We start from the raw sequence: 19086 nt of genomic DNA on the forward strand, positions 1-19086 counted from the left end.
TCGCCCAATCCCGTGCCCGTACGCATACGCTTGCCGCACCATCTCGGAGACCCCGGAGTACACGGTGCAATTCCACGATTCGATGATCAGTCTCGTAGGCAATACCCCGCTGGTGAGGCTGCGCAGTGTGACGGCCGGCATCCAGGCGACGGTCCTGGCCAAGGTCGAGTACTTCAATCCCGGCGGTTCGGTCAAGGACCGCATCGCCCTGCGCATGATCGAGGCCGCCGAACAGAGCGGCGAGCTGCAGCCCGGCGGCACGATCGTCGAGCCGACCAGCGGCAACACGGGCGTCGGCCTGGCGATCGTCGCCCAGCAGAAGGGATACAAGTGCATCTTCGTCTGCCCGGACAAGGTGTCCACGGACAAGATCAATGTGCTGCGCGCCTACGGTGCCGAGGTCGTCGTCTGCCCGACGGCCGTTGACCCCGAGCACCCCGACTCGTACTACAACGTCTCGGACCGGCTGGTCCGCGAGACGCCGGGAGCCTGGAAGCCCGACCAGTACTCCAACCCGAACAACCCGCGCTCGCACTACGAGACCACCGGTCCGGAGCTGTGGGAGCAGACGGACGGGAAGATCACCCATTTCGTCGCGGGTGTCGGCACCGGCGGCACGATCAGCGGCACCGGCCGCTATCTGAAGGAGATCAGCGGCGGCTCGGTCGAGGTCGTCGGCGCGGACCCGGAGGGCTCGGTCTACTCCGGCGGCTCCGGACGCCCGTATCTCGTCGAGGGTGTCGGCGAGGACTTCTGGCCGAGCGCGTACGACCGTACGGTCACGGACGAGATCGTCGCCGTGTCCGACAAGGACTCCTTCCAGATGACCCGCCGCCTCGCCAAGGAGGAGGGCCTGCTGGTCGGCGGCTCCTGCGGCATGGCGGTCGTCGCCGCCCTGGAGGTCGCGCAGCGACTGGGCCCGGACGACGTGGTCGTCGTCCTGCTGCCCGACAGCGGCCGCGGCTACCTGAGCAAGATCTTCAACGACGAGTGGATGGCCGACTACGGCTTCCTGGAGGACACCGGGCCGTCCGCACGCGTCGGGGACGTGCTCGACCACAAGGACGGCCCGATCCCGACGCTCGTCCACATGCACCCCGAGGAGACCGTCGGCGAGGCGATCGACGTCCTGCGCGAGTACGGCGTCTCGCAGATGCCGATCGTGAAGCCGGGCGCGGGCCACCCGGACGTGATGGCCGCCGAGGTCATCGGTTCGGTGGTGGAGCGGGAGCTGCTGAACGCCCTGTTCGCGCAGCGCGCCTCGCTCTCCGACCCGCTGGAGAAGCACATGTCGCCCCCGCTGCCGCAGGTCGGCTCCGGCGAACCGGTCGCGGACCTGATGGCGGTGCTCGGCGGCACGAACGCGGCGGACGCGGCGATCGTGCTGGTGGAGGGCAAGCCGAAGGGCGTGGTCAGCAGGCAGGACCTGCTGGCGTTCCTCGCCAAGGACGCGGCGCCCGGCAAGCCGTAGCCGGCTCGGAGGCCGGGCTTCGCGAAAACGGTACGAGCGCGACACGTACGCGCAGCACCGGCTTAACACGAGTCCGGCAGATTGATGGGCGTCGGAGGGAAACCCGCCGACACCCGATACGGCGACACGGACTACGGAGCGGCTCCCGGACCTCCACCGTCGCCAGGACGCGGTGACCGGCCCTGACCCGGACCGTGTCCCTCGCGGGGACCGCCGTCGTCCCGCCCCCTGGGAAACCGGGGGTGCGGCGGTCCCCGCGATACATCCATGTGCGACGGACGTCTGCGACGGTCATGTGCGCGGACCGTGCGACGGGCGAGTGCCTGGCCGGCCGGGTGAGGGGCCGTTCGCGCCCCCGGCGGCGCCTCATCCGGCCGGTGCGGCCGCCCAGCTCGCCAGCAGCGCGATGCGTTCCGCGGTCTCGCTGCCGGGCTCCGGGGTGTAGACCACCAGGGACTGGCCGGGGTCGCCGGGCACGCCGAGCGTCTCGTACGGGAGGGTCAGCTCGCCCGCCACCGGGTGGTCGATGCGCTTGACGCCGTAGGTCTTCGCCTTCACCTGGTGATCCGCCCACAGCCGACGGAAGTCCTCGCTCTTCATGGACAACTCGCCCACCAGCGTGGCCAGTTGCTTGTCATCGGGGTGCAGCCCCGCGTCCAGTCGCAGATGTGCGACCGTCTCCGCCGCCACCGCGGCCCACTCCGGATAGAGCTCGCGCGTTGCCGGGTCGAGGAAGACCTGGCGCGGGATGTTCAGCTCCGCCGGGGGCATCCGCGAGTAGCCGACGACCGCGTCCCCCAGCGCGTTCCACGCCAGTACGTCCATCCGGCGGCCCAGGATGAACGCCGGGGCCCCGCCGAGCGTGTCCAGCAGCAGGCGCAGGCCGGGGCGGACCCGCTGGGTGGCGCCCGGGGCCGAGACGCGCGGCCCCGGGCGTGCCACCGTACGCAGATACGTGTGCTCCGTCTCGTCCAGCTGGAGCACCCGGGCGATCGCGTCGAGCACGGCGTCCGAGACGCTCGGGCCGCGCCCCTGCTCCAGTCGTATGTAGTAGTCGACGCTCACCCCCGCGAGCTGCGCGACCTCCTCGCGCCGGAGTCCGGGAACCCGCCGTCGGCCGCCGTACGCGTTCAGCCCCACGTCCTCGGGCTGGATGCGGGCTCGCCGTGAGCGGAGGAAATCACCGAGGTCGCCGTCCATGACACCGATCGTAGAAGAAGCGCGGGCGCCGAACCTGGTACTGGCAGACCCAGGAACGACGCATCCCTGGGTAGCCGGGCGGCAGCCGCGCAGAGTGGGACCGGGCCCGGGGAAACGCCCCGGTCCTGAGAGCGCAAGGAGTACGGACATGTCGTACGAGACCCTCGCAGGCCGCACCGCCGTCATCACCGGAGCCGCCAGCGGAATGGGCGCCGCGACCGCCCGGCTGCTCGCCGCCCAGGGAGTCAGGGTCGCACTGCTGGCCCGGCGCGCGGAGCGGCTGGAGGAGCTGGCCGTCACGATCGAGGCGGAGGGCGGTGAGGCGCTCGCCGTCACCGCCGATGTCACCGACCAGGCGTCCGTGGACGCCGCGGCCGAGCGGGTGCACAGCACGTTCGGGCAGGTGGACCTGGTGGTCAACGCGGCCGGTGTGATGCTGCCGAACCCGGTGGACGAGGGTCGGACGGACGAGTGGCAGCGGATGATCGACACCAATGTGACGGGCGCCCTTCGGATCATCCGGGCCTTCACATCCGACCTGGTGGCGGCGGCCGCCGACGGCCGCACCACGGACCTGGTGAACATCTCGTCCATCGGCGCGCACGTCACGTTCCCCAACTACGCGGTGTACGGGGCGACGAAGGCCGCGCTCACCCACCTGTCGTCGTCGCTGCGCACGGAGTTCGGACCGCGCGACGTCCGCGTCACGAACATCGAGCCGGGTCTCACCGACACGGAACTGGGCGGCCACATCGACAACGCCGAGCTGAGCGGGCAGCTCGACGGCATGTTCGACGCGCTCGGGGCACTGTCGAGCGAGGAGATCGCCGACCTCGTGGCCTACGCCACCAGCCGCGCGCGCCACATCAACCTGCGCCAGCTGGTCGTGCTGCCCACCCGCCAGGCGTAGCACCCCGTTTTTTCGGGGCCCGGCCCGCGGCCCTCAGTCCTCCCAGTCGGACTCAGTGCGCCCGGAACGGTGCCGGAACCAGGGCCAGCTGCGGGCGGCGTGCACGGCATTGACGGCGACGATCCCGAGCCAGGCGACGACCAGGCCCCCGGTATGGGCGGCCGCGGCGCCGATCGCCGACAGCGGAATGGCCAGGATCAGCGAGATGATCCCGAAGCCGTAGCGCTCGCCGAAGTTCCCCATGGGCTGCGGCGGGCGCGCACCCCTGGCGACGCTCACCTGCTGCTCGGCGAGATGGCGCCGGACACGGCGGTCGAGCGTGGTGTCGAGACGTTGCTCGACCTTCTCCAGGAACGACTCGACGAGCGCGGACTCGTAATCCGAACCCAGCTCACTACGGGCATGCAGGGTGGCATCGAGCTCGCTCTTGAGCTCAGGGTCACGGGTTTCCATGTCTTTTACGGTACGAATCGGGAGCGCTCCGGGCAGTGGGGCTATCCCCCCTCTTTCGTTGCGGCTACGTGCGGGCGGCCGCCGTGCCGGTGGTGCCGGACCCGCTGTTCTCGCCTGCTGGTACCTGGGCGGGGAGGATCGTGTGTTCCGGGATGTGCGTGGTGTCGCGGCGGGCGAGCAGCCAGTACAGCAGTGCCGGTACGACCAGGCCGACCACCCACGAGATGTCGGCGCCGCCCAGCGGCCCGACCAGCGGGCCGGTGTAGAAGTGCGTCACCAGGAACGGCAGCTGGGCGACCAGCCCGATCCCGTACACCACCAGCGCGTCCCAGCGCCATGCGCCGTACCGGCCGCGCGGATCGGCAAGGGCAGGGATGTCGTACCGCTCCCGTGAGATCAGGTAGTAGTCGACCAGGTTGATCGCCGACCACGGGGTGAAGAAGGTCAGCAGGAAGAGCAGGAAGTCCTTGAAGGAGGCGAGGAAGCTGTCCTTGCCGAGCAGGGCCACAACGGTGCCGACAAGCATGATGCCGGTGATGTAGAGAGCCCGGCCGCGCGGGGAGAGGGTCTTCTGACCGCGGAAACCGCTGATGCTGGTCACCAACGACATGAAGCCGCCGTAGGTGTTGAGGACATTGATGGTCAGCTTGCCGAGCGCGATCACGAAGTACAGGAACGAGGCGATCAGGCCGGTCCCGCCCAGGGCGACGACATAGCCGACCTGGCCCGCCAGGAAGGCGTCCCCGGCGGTGGCCGCGACCAGCACGCCGAAGACCATGGACCACTGGGAGCCGAGCGCCGAGCCGGAGAGCGTCCACCAGAAGGTGGCGCGGGCGCTGGTCGTACGTGGCAGATAGCGGGAGTAGTCGGCGACGTACGGGCCGAACGCCAGCTGCCAGGACGCGGCGAGCGAGACCGCGAGCAGGAACATCGGCAGATCGAAGGCGCGGTCGGCGAGGACGGCCCCGAGATCGATGCGGTCGAGCAGCCGGATGCCGAGATAGACGAAGGCGACCGCGCAGATCACGCCGGCGACCCGGCCGAGCATATGGATGACGCGATAGCCGATCGCTGCCATCAGGGCGGTGACCAGCGCGAAGATGACGATGCCGGGTGTCTCGCCGAGGTGGGTGAGCTCCCCGACCGCCTGACCGGCCAGCACGCTGCCGCTGGCGAAGAAGCCGACGTACATCACGATCACCAGGGCCAGCGGGACCACTGCGCCCTTGACCCCGAACTGCGCGCGGGACTGGATCATCTGCGGCAGTCCCAGGCGCGGGCCCTGCGCGGAGTGCAGGGCCATCACGGCTCCGCCGAGCAGATTGCCCAGCGCCAGGCCGATGACCGACCAGAACGGGCCGCCGCCGAAGACGACCGCGAGCGCGCCGGTGACGACGGCGGTGATCTGGAGGTTCGCGCCGAGCCAGAGCGTGAACTGGCTGAATGCGGTGCCGTGACGTTCGTTGTCCGGCACGACATCGATGGAACGCTGTTCGAGCAGGCCTGCCATCGGTCAGCTTCCCTTCTTGACGATGCCGTGCTGTTTCGCCCAGTCGTGTGCGACGTCCTCGGGGTCCTTCTTGTCCTTGTCGACCAGGCGGTTGAGCGCGGTGAGGTCCTCGGTGGTGAGTGCGGCGCCCAGCCGGGCCAGGGCCTTGCGGACCGTGGAGTCCGCGGCCCGGTCGGCGATCAGCGGGACGACATGCTGGCCGGGGATCAGGTTCTTGGGGTCGGAGAGGACCACCCAGCCCTCGGCCGCGATGTCGGTGTCCGTGGTGAAGAGGTTGGCGACATCGACATCGCCCTTCCGCAGGGCTCCCTTCACCAAGGGCCCGGAGGAGTCCAGCGACTTGAACTCCTTGAAAGTGACGCCGTACACGTCCTTCAGGCCCACGGCCCCGACGGTCCGCTTCTTGACCTCGGGGGCCGCGCCGATGACCAGCTTTCCGTTGTGCTTCGCCAGATCGGCGAGGGAGGACAGGCCGTACTTCCGGGCGGTCTCGCGGGTGACGGCGAAGGCATCGGAGTCCTCGGCCATGCCGTACGGGAGGATCTGCAGACCGGCGGGCAGGGCGACGGCGAGTGCGTTCTGCATCTCGCCCTCCTCGGTGGCGGTCGCCTTCGGGTCGAGGTAGTGGAGCAGGGCGCCCTGGTACTCGGGCAGGAGGTCGATGTCGCCGCCCTTCAGCGCGGGGATGAGGATCTCGCGGGTCCCCAGGTTGGCGCGGACCGTCGTCTTCACACCGGCGGCGCCGAGGGCCGCGGCGTACAGATGGCCGAGGATCTGGTTCTCGGTGAAATTGGCGGTGCCGATGGTGATGCCGCCGGAGCTCGAGCCGCCACCGCCGCTGCCGCCGCCCTGTCCGTCGAGCGAGGTGATTCCGCTGCTGCAGGCAGCGAGTGCGGGGACGGAGGCCGCGGCGAGGAGGCCGCCGAGCAGGGTCCTTCGGTTCATGGGGGATGTGCGGGACGTGCGAGTCATCGGTGGTTCTCCTCAGGCGGAGCGGTGGCGGAAGAGGACGCGCTGGAGCCCGGACAGCGCCAGATCGAGTACGACGGCGACGACCGCGACGAGGACCGCGCCGCCCAGCACCTGAACGAGGTCGCGCTGTGCGAGACCGTCGAAGACATAGCGGCCGAGACCGCCGAAGCTGACATAGGCGGCGATGGTGGCGGTGGCCACGACCTGGATCAGCGCCAGCCGCAGCCCGGTCATGATCAGCGGGAGGGCGAGCGGGAGTTCGACGTGCCACAGCACCTGGGGACCGCGCATCCCCTGGCCGCGTGCGGCGTCCTTCACATCGGGGTCGACGGCGGTCATTCCGGCGTAGGTGTTGGTGACGATCGAGGGGACGGCGAGGGCGACCAGCGCCACGTACACCGGGGTCATGGACAGGCCGCCGGCCAGGAAGACCAGCACCACCAGACCGACGGTCGGCAGGGCCCGGCCGAAGGACGACAGATTGATGGCGAGGAAGGCGCCGCGCCCGGTGTGCCCGATGAGCAGGCCGATGGGGAGTGCGATCGCCGTGGCGATCAGCGTGGCGATCAGCGAGTACTGGAGGTGCTCGGCGAGGCGATGGGCGATGCCGTCCTGGCCGGTCCACTGCTCGCTGCCGGTCAGCCAGCGGCCGAGGTCCGCGAAGAGTTCGTACATGTCAGGCCCTCTGCTTCCGTGTCCACGGGGTGAGCGCGTACTGCACCGCGACCAGCGCCGCGTCCGCGACCAGCGCGAGGAGCAGGGTCAGGACCACACCGACGATCACCGGGGTGGGGAAGTTCCGCTGGAAGCCGTCGGTGAAGAGCTGGCCCAGACCGCCGTCGCCGATGTACGTGGCGACGCTGACCAACGAGATCGACATGACGGTGGCGATCCGTACGCCCGCCATGATCACCGGGAGGGCGAGCGGCAGCTCGACCGTCAGCAGGATCCGCAGCGGGCGGGCACCCATCGCCCTGGCGGCCTCACGCGTCTTCACGGGTACGGAGTCCAGTCCCTCGACGGTGTTCCGCAACAGCACGACCAGCGTGTAGATGGTCAGGCCGATGACGGTGGTGGTGCGGGTCAGCCCCGAAACCGGCAGCAGGAGGACGAAGACCGCGATGGAGGGGATGGTGAACAGGACGTTCGAGAGGCCGAGCAGGGCTCCGCGCAGCGGGCGCACGCGATGGGCGAGCACGGCCAGCGGCAGGGAGATCAGCAGCCCGAGGAGGACGGCACTCAGCGCGGCCTGGAGGTGGGAGACGGTGAGGGTGAACAGGTCGTTCGCGTGGTCGGATATCCACGCCCACTCGATGGTCATGAGCTGCCGTTCACGGTCGGTACCGCAACAGCCGACTTCTCTGTGCCGGCCTTCTGCGCGGCGGCAGTGGTGTGGGCCGCGCCCGCGAGGTCGTGGATGGCCTCGCGCGCGGTGACTCCGGTCAGTACGCCGTCGGTGTCGACCCGGGCGATCAGACCGGTCGGTGAGGCGATCGACTCGTTGAGCGCCGAGAGCAGCGAGTCCGTGTCGCGCAGAGGGCGTACGGGGAGCAGTGGGGCGTCGCCCGCAGGGCCCGCCGGTGCGGTCCGGCTGTCGAGCCACCCGAGCGGTTCACCCTTGGCGGAGACGACCAGCAGCCAGTCGGAGCCGCTGTCCCCGGCGGCGGCCGGTTCGTCTGCCCGCACCGTCGCCGGGGGCCGTTGAGGCAGATCCGCGAGCGTGCTCAGCGACAGCAGCTTCAGTCCGCGCTCGGCACCCAGGAAGTCGGCGACGAAGTCGTCGGCCGGGCGGGCGAGCAGCTCGGCGGGCGGTGCGCACTGCACCAGATGGCCGCCGGTACGGAAGACGGCGATCCGGTCGCCGAGCCGTACCGCCTCGTCGATGTCATGGGTGACGAAGACGATGGTCTTGCCGAGCTCCTTCTGGAGACGCAGCAGCTCGTCCTGGAGCTGGGTCCGTACGACGGGGTCGACCGCGCCGAACGGCTCGTCCATGAGCAGCACCGGAGGGTCCGCCGCGAGCGCGCGGGCCACGCCGACCCGCTGCTGCTGGCCGCCGGAGAGCTGGTGCGGATAGCGCTTGGCGGCCTCGGCGGGCAGCCCGACCGTCTCCAGGAGCTCGGCGGCCCTGGCCCGGGAGGCCCTGCGGCCGTGGCCGAGCAGCAGGGGCACCGTCGCGATGTTGTCGAGCACCGTGCGGTGCGGGAAGAGGCCGGCCTGCTGGATGACGTACCCGATGCCTCGCCGCAGCTCCGCGGCGTCCGCTTCGAGAATGTCCTTGCCGCCGAGCCGGATGGTGCCGGAAGTCGGCTCGACCATCCGGTTGATCATTCTCAGCGTGGTGGTCTTACCACAGCCGGAAGAACCGACGAGGACGGTGATACCGCCCTCCGGCATGGTGAGGCTGAGGTCGTGAACTGCCGTCGTGCCGTTCGGGAAACGCTTGTTCACTGCGTCGAATTTGATCATAAGTCGTCCCTTGCCCGGGCTGCATATAGTCATGCAGAGTTCTTCGTTACTGAATAGGTTGTCAATGCCTCGGGGTAAAACACTGTTACAGAGACCCGAAGAGCGAGACAAAATGTTCGGATAGGAGGAGTTTGCGCATGATGTCGTCCCACCTGGTGGACTCCGAGGACTCCGCGTCCGGGACCGTCGGCTCTTCCGGAGCTTCCGGTTCCGTCGGCGTCGTCGTGCTCGACGGCCAGACCCTCCCGGTCTCCGATGTCGTCCGGCTCGCCCACGGCACCGCCCGCCCCGTCCCCGCCGACGAAGCGATGAAGCGCGTCGACCGCTCCTGGGGCGCCGCCCGGGAGCTTGCCGCCGCTGGACGGGTCTACGGACGCTCCACCGGCGTCGGCGCCAACCGCAACGAGGACGTTCCCACCGAGGCGGCAGCCGGCCACGGACTGCGGCTGCTGCGCAGCCACGCCGGAGCGATCGGCGAAGTGCTGCCCGCCCGCGAGGTCCGGGCCATGCTCGCCGTACGCGCCAACCAGCTGCTCGCAGGCGGCGCCGGACTGAGGCCCACCGTCGTCACCGCGCTCTGCGAGGCGCTGGAGGCCGGGGCGCACCCGGTCGTCAATGAATTCGGCTCGGTCGGCACCGGCGACATCGCGGCCCTCGCCCAGGCCGGCCTCGCCCTCGCCGGGGAACACCCCTGGCAGGGCCCCGGCGTCGCCCCCGAGCCCCAGCCCCTCGACAACAACGACGCCCTCGCCCTGATCAGCAGCAACGCCCTCACCCTCGGACAGGCCACGCTCGCCCTCGACGAGCTGCGCCGCCTGGTCACCGCCACCCAGGTCGTCGCCGCGCTCTCCCTGCTCGCGGTCGACGGCTCGTACGAGGCCTACGCGGAACCGGTCCACGCGGCCCGCCCCCACCCCGGTTCCTACGATGTCGCCGCCCGGATGCGGGAGCTGCTCGGCGTCCCGGAGCGCCCCGGACCACCGCTCGGCCGGATCCAGGACCCGTACGGATTCCGCTGCCTGCCGCAGATCCACGGGCCCGCGCAGGACGCCGCCGACGCCCTCGAACGGGTTCTCGCCGTCGAGATCAACGCCGCCGCCGAAAACCCGCTCATCTGCCCGGACGCCGGTGCCAATGACAGCCCGGCCGCCTACCACCACGGCGGCTTCTACCTGGCCCAGCTGGCCCTGGCACTCGACCACTTCAGGCTCGCCGTGACCCAGGTCGCCCGGCTCTCCACCTCCCGGCTCTCGGCACTCAACGAGCCGGCCCTCACCCGCCTGCGGCCCTTCCTCGCGGACGGCGAGCCTGCCTCGTCCGGCGTGATGATCCTGGAGTACGCGGCCGGGGCCGCCCTCGGCGATCTGCGCACCTACTCCGCCCCCGCATCGCTCGGCCACGCCGTCCTGTCCCGCGGTGTCGAGGAGCAGGCCAGCTTCGCCTCGCTCGCCGCCCGTCAGACATTGCGGGCCTGCGGCGCGTACCGGCAAGTCGTGGGCTGCGAACTGGTCGCCGCCGTGAGGGCTTTGCGTCAGCGGGATCTGCGCCCCGATCCGGATCTTCCGGTGGGCCGTGCCTTCGTGCTCGCCGATTCTCTGCTCAACGACGACCTCGCGGACCGGCCGCTCACCGATGATGTAAAGGTCGCGGCCGGGGAGCTGCTCGACCAGTACACAGAACTTTGGAGGGGGACGGTATGAGCGAGAGCAGCCCTGCCGCACGACTGCAGCAGCTTTTCGAGGGGCACCGGCTGACACCGACGCAACGGCGCATCGCACACTCCATGGTGCGCAGGGCCGCCGAGGTGCCGTTCCTGTCGAGCGTCGAGCTGGCCGAGCTGGCCGGGGTCAGTCAGCCGTCCGTCACCCGGTTCGCCGTCGCCCTCGGATTCGACGGCTATCCGGCGCTGCGGAGGTATCTGCGGGATGTCGCGCCGGGGCCCGCCGAGCCGGGTGAGGGGGCGGGTGAACGCGCGTACAACGAATACCAGCAGGCTGTCCTCGGCGAGATCGAGAATCTGCAGCACCTCGCCGAGCTGCTCGCCGACCCCGGCCCCGTCGAGCGGGCGGGGCGGCTGCTCGCCGCCTCCCGGCCGCTCCCCGTGCTCGGACTGCGGGCCGCCTCCTCCCAGGCGCGCGGGTTCGGGTACTTCGCGGCCAAGGTCCATCCCGATGTCCGGGTGCTCGACGAGGGCGGCAGCATGCTGCACGACCGGATCGACGCTGTGCGGCGGGCGGGCGCCACGGCGCTGATCTGTTTCGCGCTGCCCCGGCATCCGAAGGAGGTCGTGGACGCCCTCGCGTATGCGCAGGAACAGGGGCTGACCGTGGTGTCGGTCGCCGATTCGGCGTTCGCTCCGGTGGCCAAGCACAGCGACCTGCTGATTCCGGCAGCCGTCGGCACCGGGCTCGCCTTCGACACGGCGTGTGCGCCCATGCTGCTGGGCCGGGTGCTGCTGGAGGCGATGTGCGACGACCTGCCCGATGCGCAGGCGCGGTTGGAGGAGTTCGACGCGCGAGCGGTGGCGCGGGGGCTGTTCGTCGAGTGACGGGCGCGGCGCCGGCCTGATGGGGATCACGTACTGAGGGCGGCCCCACCGACCTCGACGATTCTCAGGCATTGCTCATTTACGGCTATTAATCTCCGGGCCCAGAAGGATCAGAAGGAGCTTCGGAGAGGGGTACGGACGTGGGGCGCGGAGCGCAGTCGTTGGCGAGGGTGGCCGTGATCGTACGGGCCGGAGCCGCACCGCTGTGGTGGCCGGGGCTGCTCGCCGCGGCGATCGGCGCACTGGTGCCGGGGCTCACCGGACGCCGGATCGGGCTGCTGGCCGGAGCGGCGCTGTTCCTGGTCACCGCGGCCGTGGTGGCGCTCGTACGCGGCCGGCGGTACGCGGAACTGGCCACGGGCGCCACCCGCGCAGGGCGGTCCGACTTTCTCCAGGACGGGGCCGTGACCGTACGCAACTGGCGACGCGGGCACCGGTGGTGGCTGCTCGGGGCGTTCCTCGTAGCGGTGGCGAGCGCGTTCCTGCTGCCCGGGGCCGGCGGGATGGTGCTCGCGGGCGCGGGGGCCGGGCTCTGGATCAAGGCCGTCAGGATCGGGCAGCGCGAGCGCCGGGACGACACCCTGTACTGGGTGCGGACCGACTGGGTGGAGCGCGGACGGCCCGCGGGCAAGCGGGTGAAGGGGTATCGGACGACCGGGCCGATGGCGGGTGACGCCGCGCCCGGCGGGGCGCGGCGCCGGCGCTGAGGCCGCCGGGTCAGACCTCCAGCTCGGTCTCGATCCGCTTCAGCTGGTGGCGGGCCATGGCCAGGTTGGCGCGGCCCTTGTCCAGCACCAGGTACAGGAAAAGGCCGTTGCTGCCGCGGGCCTTGAGCAGCCGGATCAGGTGGTACTGACCGCCGAGCGTGATCAGGACGTCCTCGATCTCGTCCTGGAGGCCGAGGTGCTCCATCGTGCGGAGCTTGGCCCGTACGACATCGGTGTTGCCCGCGGCCGCGACCTCCAGGTTGAAGTCCTTGCCGCCGCCGAGGGTGCCCAGCGCCATTCCGCTGGTGTAGTCGACGAGGGCGACACCGAGGGTGCCCTCGATGGACGTCATCGCTTCCTTCAGTGACGCTTCGGTGTTCGCCATGAGTGCTCGTTTCCTTTCCTGGCCGGCCGGGACGACCGGATCCGTGGGTTGTTTCCGGGGTAGGTGGTGTTACGTGCGGTGAGGCAGCGGTCCGGGCTGTGCGGGGCACTGCTCGGGGGCGTGGGCCGGGGGCGCCGGCTGTGCGGCGCGTTCCAGTGCGGTGTCGACCAGTTCGCCGATACGCGTGCCCGCCCGGCGGCCCTCCAGATGGAGCCTGCCGACGTTGATCCGGTCCTCGGCCAGCAGTGTGAGGACGGCCGAGGAGCCTGCGGCGTACGTCGCGATGTAGCCGGTCTCGCCCCGTACGAGAAGTTCGCGGAAGCCGCCCCGGCCGGTCGCGTCCGCCATCCGGATCGCGACGCCGAGCGCGGCCGCGGTCAGTGCGGCGACGCCCTCCGCCTCCACGCCCGGGGTGTCATGGGCCAGGACGAGACCGTCGGTGCTGGCCGCCAGGGCGCCGGAGAGGAGCGGGACCCGGGCCCGTAACCGCTGGAGCTCGGCCAGGACATCCTGTACTTCGGCCTCGGGCACCATCAGCTGTCTCCTCCCGGCACGCTGTCTGAGCGCGCGTATCACAGGGCCTCCAATGCGTCTCGGAGCCGGCGCAGCAGGGCGACGTCGGGGTCGGCCGTGACCTCGGGAAGTGCGACCCGGCCGGGGGTGGTCGCGGCCGGCAGCTCCCGTACCGCTTCGACCAGTCCGGCCGCGGCCAGGCGCCGCAGACCGACCAGTACGTGGAACGCCGGCCTGCCCAGCTTCTGGGCGATGTCCGATGCGGTACGCACCCCGTCCACGAGATCGAGCACGCGGCGCAGGGCCGGTGGAACGGGTGCGTCGACGGGACGGGCCGTCCGTACGAGCGATGCGCTGTCGCCCGCCGCGTCGGGCCAGATCCGCTCCAGCAGTTCCCGGCGCCGGAGCGTCTCGCGCTGCACGGCATCGACGGGGACGGGGCGGACGGGGCCGATCCAATGGGAGACCCCGTAGCGGAAGCGGGCCGGGGTCCGGGTGGGGGCGAGCGCGAAGAACGCCGCGTCGTACAGCGCGCCGAGGTGGCACAGCTCCAGCGCCCCGCCCGGCACCCGCCCGCTGTCCACCAGATAGCGGCCGACCCGCTGCCCGGCGCCCGCCCTGGCGACCGCCTCCCACCAGCCGTCGCGGTGCAGGGCGCCGCCCGTGGTGAGCAGGACGTCTATACCGGGCGTCGCCGGGCTCTCGGCGTGTACCACCTGGCCCTCGGCGAGATAGAGGGTGCCGCGGTCGCGCATCAGGGCGCCGGTGGCGCGTTCGTCGGCGAGGCGCTGCAGCATGGGGGAGAGGGCCGTGACCGGGGCGGGGGCGGTTCTCATGCGAGGACCAGCCGCTCGGCCGTCTCGCCCAGCCGTATCCGGGCGAGGGCCAGATTGCCTTCTGCGCGGTCGAGCCACAGGTGGACGAAGACGCTGCTGTCGAAGGCCGTCTCGACGAAGCGGAGGATGTGGTACCCGGCGCGGGTGGTGACGATGACGTCCTCCACCGGCGGCGGCGCTCCCGCAACGGCCGTTTCCGGTAACGCGGTCGACGGTCCGGTGGCTCCCAGTGCGAAGGCCGGCTGCTCGGCCGCCATCCTCGCGACCTCGGCCGTCTCCGCGGCGGTGGCCTCGTGATCGCCGTTGGGCGATTCGCCGATGGTGCCGAGGGCGAGGCCGCTCGTCCAGTCGACCACCGCGGCGCCGCGGGCACCGGGCAGCCTCATGACTTCGAGCAGGCACTCGTCGATTCCGGGCACGCGCACTCCCCTCCCGACGTGGCGTACGGCTGTGACCCAGAGGCTACGCAACGTGCTCGCCCCAGGTGGAGGTTCTGGCATTTTCCATAGGTACATGCGTAAGGGATCTTCGAAGCGCGTGCTGGAGGTGTGCCGGGGCGCCCTGTGCGCGGGGCGGCCGGGTGCTGTTCGTCCTGCCATTGGCGCGGAACTGTTGACTACGAGTATTCAGGCCATCAGGATGTGAATAGAAGATTTACAAGTTGCGAGGAGGCATTGCCATGTCAGGACCCCGCCCCGTACGGGCACCGCGCGGTACGGAACTGAGCGCCCTGGGATGGCAGCAGGAGGCCGCCCTGCGCATGCTGCAGAACAACCTCGACCCCGAGGTCGCCGAGCACCCCGACAAGCTCGTCGTCTACGGCGGCACCGGCAAGGCGGCCCGCGACTGGCGCTCGTTCGACGCGATGGTGCGCACGCTGCAGACGCTCAAGCAGGACGAGACGATGCTCGTCCAGTCCGGGCGTCCGGTCGGCGTCATGCAGACGCACGAGTGGGCGCCGCGCGTACTGATCGCCAACTCCAACCTGGTGGGCGACTGGGCGAACTGGGAGGAGTTCCGCCGCCTGGAGGCGCTCGGGCTCACCATGTACGGCCAGATGACCGCCGGATCGTGGATCTACATCGGTACGCAGGGCATCCTGCAGGGCACGTACGAGACGTTCGCCGCCGTCGCGGCGAAGAAGTTCAACGGGACGCTGGCCGGCACGATCACCCTGACCGCCGGACTCGGCGGCATGGGCGGCGCCCAGCCGCTCGCCGTGACCATGAACGACGGTGTCGCGATCTGTATCGACTGCGACCCGCGCGCCATCGAGCGCCGGATCGAGCACCGCTACCTGGATGTGCGCGCCGACTCCCTGGAGCACGCGCTCCAGCTGGCCACCGAGGCCAGGGACGCCCGCAAGCCGCTCTCCATCGGTCTGCTGGGCAACGCGGCGGAGCTGCTGCCGCGGATGCTCGCCGAGGGCGCACCGATCGACATCGTCACCGACCAGACCAGCGCGCACGACCCGCTCTCGTACCTCCCGCTCGGTGTCGACTTCGACGACATGGCCTCGTACGCCGCCGAGAAGCCCGCCGACTTCACACAGCGCGCGCGGGAGTCGATGGCCAAGCACGTCGAGGCGATGGTCGGCTTCATGGACGCCGGGGCCGAGGTCTTCGACTACGGCAACTCGATCCGTGGCGAGGCCCAACTTGCCGGGTATGCGCGGGCCTTCGACTTCCCGGGCTTCGTTCCCGCCTACATCCGGCCGCTCTTCTGCGAGGGCAAGGGCCCGTTCCGCTGGGCGGCGCTCTCCGGTGAGGCGTCCGACATCCACAAGACCGACAAGGCGATGCTCGAACTCTTCCCGGAGAACGAGTCCCTGCACCGCTGGATCAAGATGGCCGGTGAACGCGTCCACTTCCAGGGGCTGCCCGCCCGGATCTGCTGGCTCGGTTACGGCGAGCGCGACCGGGCCGGCGAGCGGTTCAACGACATGGTGGCCTCCGGCGAGCTGGCCGCTCCGCTGGCCATCGGGCGCGACCACCTGGACTGCGGCTCCGTGGCCTCCCCGTACCGGGAGACCGAGGCCATGCTCGACGGGTCCGACGCGATCGCCGACTGGCCGCTGCTGAACGCCATGGTCAATGTGGCGTCGGGGGCCTCCTGGGTCTCCATCCACCACGGCGGCGGCGTCGGGATGGGGCGCTCCATCCACGCCGGGCAGGTGACCGTCGCCGACGGTACGAAGCTGGCGGGCGAGAAGATCCGCCGGGTGCTCACCAATGACCCGGGCATGGGCGTCATCCGGCACGTCGACGCCGGGTACGACATCGCGGAGTCCGTCGCCGCGGACAAGGGCGTGCGCGTACCGATGACGGAGGGGCAGTGACCCGGGAGGACGACGGTGGGGCAGTGACCCGGGAAAGGGGCGGGGCCGGGGACGGCGCACCGTCGTTCCAGGCCATGTGGCGCGAACTCCTGCCGGTCGGCCGGCATCAGGACAGCGGGGGCTATCGCCGCTACGCCTGGACCGGGGCCGATGCCGACTGCCGTGCCTGGTTCCGGGCGCAGGCCGAGGCGCGCGGGCTCACCTACGAGGTCGACCGGAACGGCAATCAGTGGGCCTGGCTCGGTGACCCCCTCGCGGGGGACGCCGTGGTCACCGGATCGCATCTCGACTCCGTACCGGACGGCGGCGCCTTCGACGGGCCGCTCGGTGTGGTCTCCTCCTTCGCCGCACTCGACGAACTTCGCCGCAGGGGAGCGGAGTTCACCCGGCCGCTGGCCATCAGCAACTTCGGTGACGAGGAGGGGGCCCGCTTCGGGCTCGCCTGTGTGGGCTCCCGGCTCGCCGCCGGACAGCTGACCGTCGAGGCGGCACACCGGCTCCGCGACGGTGACGGCATCACCCTGCCGCAGGCCATGGAGGCGGCCGGATACGATCCCGACACCATCGGCCCCGACCCCGAACGGCTCGCCCGAATCGGCGCGTTCGTCGAGCTCCATGTCGAGCAGGGGCGCGCCCTCGACCTCACCGGTGACCCGGTCGGCATCGCTTCCGCGATCTGGCCGCACGGGCGCTGGAGGTTCGACTTCCGGGGCGAGGCCAACCACGCGGGCACCACCCGGCTGGTCGACCGGCGCGACCCGATGCTCACGTACGCCGAGACCGTGCTGGCCGCCCGCCGCGAGGCGGAGCTCGCCGGAGCCGTCGCCACCTTCGGCAAGATCAGCGTCGAGCCGAACGGTGTCAACGCCATCCCCTCCCTCGTCCGCGGCTGGCTCGACTCCCGCGCCGCCGACCAGGACCGCCTCGACGCCGTGGTCGGCGGCATCGAGCGGGCCGCCCGGGAGCACGCCGAGCGGGCCGGGATCGACCTCGATGTCGTACGGGAGTCCTTCACGCCCGTGGTGGAGTTCGAGCACGCCCTGCGTGACGAGCTCGGCAAGATCCTGACGGGCCGGGGCGACGCCGATCGCGCCGTACCCGTCCTCGGCACCGGCGCCGGACACGACGCGGGTATTTTGTCCGCTTCAGTCCCTACCGCCATGCTGTTCGTTCGGAACCCCACCGGGATCTCGCACTCGCCGGCCGAGTACGCCGCCGAGGACGACTGCGTGGCCGGGGTGATCGCTCTCGCCGATGTACTGGAAGGTCTCGCGTGCAGCTGACAACAAAACCGACGGGCACGCCCGTCACCGTGACGTACTGGTTGTCCCACGCCTGGCTCGGCACCCATGTCGAGCCGGGCGTCGCCCTGGACGTGTCCGGCGGGATCGTCGCGGGCGTCCGCACCGGCGTCGCCGCCCCGCCGCCGGGCGCCACCGTGCTGCGCGGGCTCACCCTCCCCGGGCTCGCCAACACCCACTCGCACGCCTTCCACCGCGCCCTGCGCTCCACCGTCCAGGTCGGCTCCGGCACCTTCTGGACGTGGCGCGAGACCATGTACCAGATCGCCTCCCGGCTCACCCCCGATTCGTACTACGACCTCGCCCGTGCCGTGTATGCCGAAATGGCTCTGGCCGGTATCACCGCGGTCGGCGAATTCCACTATCTGCACCACGCTCCGGGCGGCACCCCGTACAGCAACCCGAACGCGATGGGCGAGGCGCTGATCGCGGCGGCGGGCGAGGCCGGTATCCGGATCACGCTGCTGGACACCGCCTATCTCTCCGCCGGATTCGGCCGGCGCCCCACCCAGTACCAGGAGCCCGACCAGCACCAGCTGCGCTTCTCCGACACCACCGCGGACGCCTGGGCCGAGCGCGCCTCCCTCCTCAAGGGCAGTGACCACGCCCTGATCGGCGCGGCCATCCACTCCGTACGCGCCGTCCCCGCCGCGCAGCTCGCCACCGTGGCCGCCTGGGCCGAGGAGCGGCAGGCCCCGCTCCATGTCCACCTCTCCGAACAGACCGCGGAGAACGACGCCTGCCTCGCCGCCCACGGCTGCACGCCCACCCGGCTCCTCGCCGACCACGGGGTCCTCGGCCCGCGCACCACCGGCATCCACAACACCCACCTCACCGGCGAGGACATCACGCTCCTCGGCTCCTCGGCGACCGGCACCTGCATGTGCCCCACCACGGAACGCGACCTCGCCGACGGAATCGGTCCGGCCGTCGCCCTCCAGCGCGCCGGCTCGCCGCTCTCCCTCGGCAGCGACAGCCATGCCGTGATCGACCTCTTCGAAGAGGCCCGGGCGATGGAGCTCAACGAGCGGCTGCGCACCCGGGCGCGCGGTCACTGGACGGCGGCCGCACTGCTGCGCGCCGCGACCGTCGACGGGCATGCCGCGCTCGGCCGGCCCCGGGCGGGCATCATCGAACCCGGTGCACCCGCCGATCTGGTGACCGTTGCCCTGGACTCCGTCAGAACTGCGGGGCCGGTGCCCCGGCTCGCTGCCGAAACAGCCGTATTCGCCGCCTCCGCAGCTGATGTGCGGCACACGGTCGTGGCAGGCCGGCACATCGTCCGTGACGGGCAGCACACGCTGGTCGAGGACGTTCCCGCAGCACTCGCCTCGGCCATCGGCGCACTGCACCGCTGAGCGCACCGCCCCGGAGACCGTCGATCCGGAGACCGCCGTGCGGGGCGCCCTGACCGGCGCCCCGCAGGCCCACCGACGGGCCGCCCCGCAAGCCGATACGCAAGGAGAGCAGTCT

General features: G+C 70.9%; 19 protein-coding genes. 8 read left to right on the top strand and 11 right to left on the bottom strand.

The features are described 5' to 3' along the window. Window positions 1-64: 64 nt before the first annotated feature. The gene (locus tag NRF20_RS27480; protein ID WP_398630956.1) at window positions 65-1471 is read left to right on the top strand and encodes a cystathionine beta-synthase; all 1407 of its coding nucleotides are present in this window, start codon (window positions 65-67) and stop codon (window positions 1469-1471) included. A gap of 366 nt (window positions 1472-1837) precedes the next feature. Here NRF20_RS27480 and NRF20_RS27485 read toward each other — a convergent pair whose 3' ends face one another. After that, entirely contained in the window at window positions 1838-2671 is an 834-nt protein-coding gene (locus NRF20_RS27485; protein ID WP_398630955.1) for a helix-turn-helix transcriptional regulator, read from the bottom strand. Between the two features lie 148 nt (window positions 2672-2819). Between NRF20_RS27485 and NRF20_RS27490 the strand changes: the two genes are divergently transcribed. After that, window positions 2820-3581 carry an SDR family oxidoreductase gene (locus tag NRF20_RS27490; RefSeq protein WP_413753460.1) on the top strand — a complete coding sequence of 254 codons (762 nt, stop codon included), beginning with the start codon at window positions 2820-2822 and terminating at the stop codon, window positions 3579-3581. 33 nt (window positions 3582-3614) lie between these two features. Here the strand turns inward: NRF20_RS27490 and NRF20_RS27495 are convergent, their stop codons facing one another. From NRF20_RS27495 to NRF20_RS27520, 6 genes are all read right to left on the bottom strand, one after another. Then, on the bottom strand, window positions 3615-4034 hold the full coding sequence (locus NRF20_RS27495) for a hypothetical protein (RefSeq protein ID WP_114244900.1): 420 nt from the start codon (window positions 4032-4034) through the stop codon (window positions 3615-3617). Window positions 4035-4098: 64 nt separating this feature from the next. Further along, complete coding sequence (locus tag NRF20_RS27500) at window positions 4099-5544, bottom strand: purine-cytosine permease family protein (protein ID WP_398630953.1); 1446 nt, start codon at window positions 5542-5544, stop codon at window positions 4099-4101. Between the two features lie 3 nt (window positions 5545-5547). Beyond that, window positions 5548-6489 (bottom strand): ABC transporter substrate-binding protein, encoded by a 942-nt coding sequence (locus NRF20_RS27505; protein WP_398631054.1) that lies wholly within the window; start codon window positions 6487-6489, stop codon window positions 5548-5550. Between the two features lie 39 nt (window positions 6490-6528). Beyond that, window positions 6529-7191, bottom strand: coding sequence for an ABC transporter permease (locus tag NRF20_RS27510; RefSeq protein ID WP_266361061.1), 663 nt, complete (start codon window positions 7189-7191; stop codon window positions 6529-6531). 1 nt (window position 7192) lies between these two features. After that, a complete protein-coding gene (locus NRF20_RS27515) occupies window positions 7193-7837 on the bottom strand; it encodes an ABC transporter permease (RefSeq protein ID WP_266361062.1) in 645 nt (214 codons plus the stop codon). Beyond that, a complete protein-coding gene (locus NRF20_RS27520) occupies window positions 7834-8985 on the bottom strand; it encodes an ABC transporter ATP-binding protein (RefSeq protein WP_398630951.1) in 1152 nt (383 codons plus the stop codon). The genes NRF20_RS27515 and NRF20_RS27520 overlap by 4 nt, the downstream gene beginning before the upstream one ends. Before the next feature lie 140 nt (window positions 8986-9125). Between NRF20_RS27520 and NRF20_RS27525 the strand changes: the two genes are divergently transcribed. The 3 genes from NRF20_RS27525 (at window position 9126) to NRF20_RS27535 (ending at window position 12240) form a co-directional block, all read left to right on the top strand. Beyond that, window positions 9126-10685 carry an aromatic amino acid ammonia-lyase gene (locus tag NRF20_RS27525; RefSeq protein ID WP_398631053.1) on the top strand — a complete coding sequence of 520 codons (1560 nt, stop codon included), beginning with the start codon at window positions 9126-9128 and terminating at the stop codon, window positions 10683-10685. After that, entirely contained in the window at window positions 10682-11533 is an 852-nt protein-coding gene (locus NRF20_RS27530; RefSeq protein WP_398630950.1) for a MurR/RpiR family transcriptional regulator, read from the top strand. Before NRF20_RS27525 ends, NRF20_RS27530 begins: the two co-directional genes overlap by 4 nt. A gap of 140 nt (window positions 11534-11673) precedes the next feature. Next, window positions 11674-12240, top strand: a complete 567-nt coding sequence (locus tag NRF20_RS27535) for a hypothetical protein (protein ID WP_398630949.1) — start codon at window positions 11674-11676, stop codon at window positions 12238-12240. Window positions 12241-12250: 10 nt separating this feature from the next. Here NRF20_RS27535 and NRF20_RS27540 read toward each other — a convergent pair whose 3' ends face one another. From NRF20_RS27540 to NRF20_RS27555, 4 genes are all read right to left on the bottom strand, one after another. After that, on the bottom strand, window positions 12251-12625 hold the full coding sequence (locus NRF20_RS27540; protein WP_398630948.1) for a hypothetical protein: 375 nt from the start codon (window positions 12623-12625) through the stop codon (window positions 12251-12253). Between the two features lie 69 nt (window positions 12626-12694). Then, window positions 12695-13159 (bottom strand): roadblock/LC7 domain-containing protein, encoded by a 465-nt coding sequence (locus tag NRF20_RS27545; protein WP_398630947.1) that lies wholly within the window; start codon window positions 13157-13159, stop codon window positions 12695-12697. Between the two features lie 38 nt (window positions 13160-13197). Then, window positions 13198-13974, bottom strand: coding sequence for a winged helix-turn-helix domain-containing protein (locus NRF20_RS27550; protein WP_398630946.1), 777 nt, complete (start codon window positions 13972-13974; stop codon window positions 13198-13200). Beyond that, window positions 13971-14393: a hypothetical protein gene (locus NRF20_RS27555; RefSeq protein ID WP_398630945.1), complete on the bottom strand. Its 423-nt coding sequence runs from the start codon at window positions 14391-14393 to the stop codon at window positions 13971-13973. Before NRF20_RS27555 ends, NRF20_RS27550 begins: the two co-directional genes overlap by 4 nt. 260 nt (window positions 14394-14653) lie before the next feature. Here NRF20_RS27555 and hutU point away from each other — a divergent pair, with 260 nt between their 5' ends. The 3 genes from hutU (at window position 14654) to NRF20_RS27570 (ending at window position 18971) form a co-directional block, all read left to right on the top strand. Continuing rightward, window positions 14654-16312, top strand: a complete 1659-nt coding sequence (hutU, locus tag NRF20_RS27560; protein ID WP_398630944.1) for a urocanate hydratase — start codon at window positions 14654-14656, stop codon at window positions 16310-16312. Window positions 16313-16386: 74 nt separating this feature from the next. After that, a complete protein-coding gene (locus NRF20_RS27565) occupies window positions 16387-17595 on the top strand; it encodes an allantoate amidohydrolase (RefSeq protein ID WP_398631052.1) in 1209 nt (402 codons plus the stop codon). After that, a complete protein-coding gene (locus NRF20_RS27570; RefSeq protein WP_398630943.1) occupies window positions 17586-18971 on the top strand; it encodes a formimidoylglutamate deiminase in 1386 nt (461 codons plus the stop codon). Before NRF20_RS27565 ends, NRF20_RS27570 begins: the two co-directional genes overlap by 10 nt. Window positions 18972-19086: the final 115 nt, after the last annotated feature.

The sequence above is a fragment of the Streptomyces sp. R-74717 genome, assembly GCF_047305335.1.
GTDB lineage: Bacteria > Actinomycetota > Actinomycetes > Streptomycetales > Streptomycetaceae > Streptomyces > Streptomyces atratus.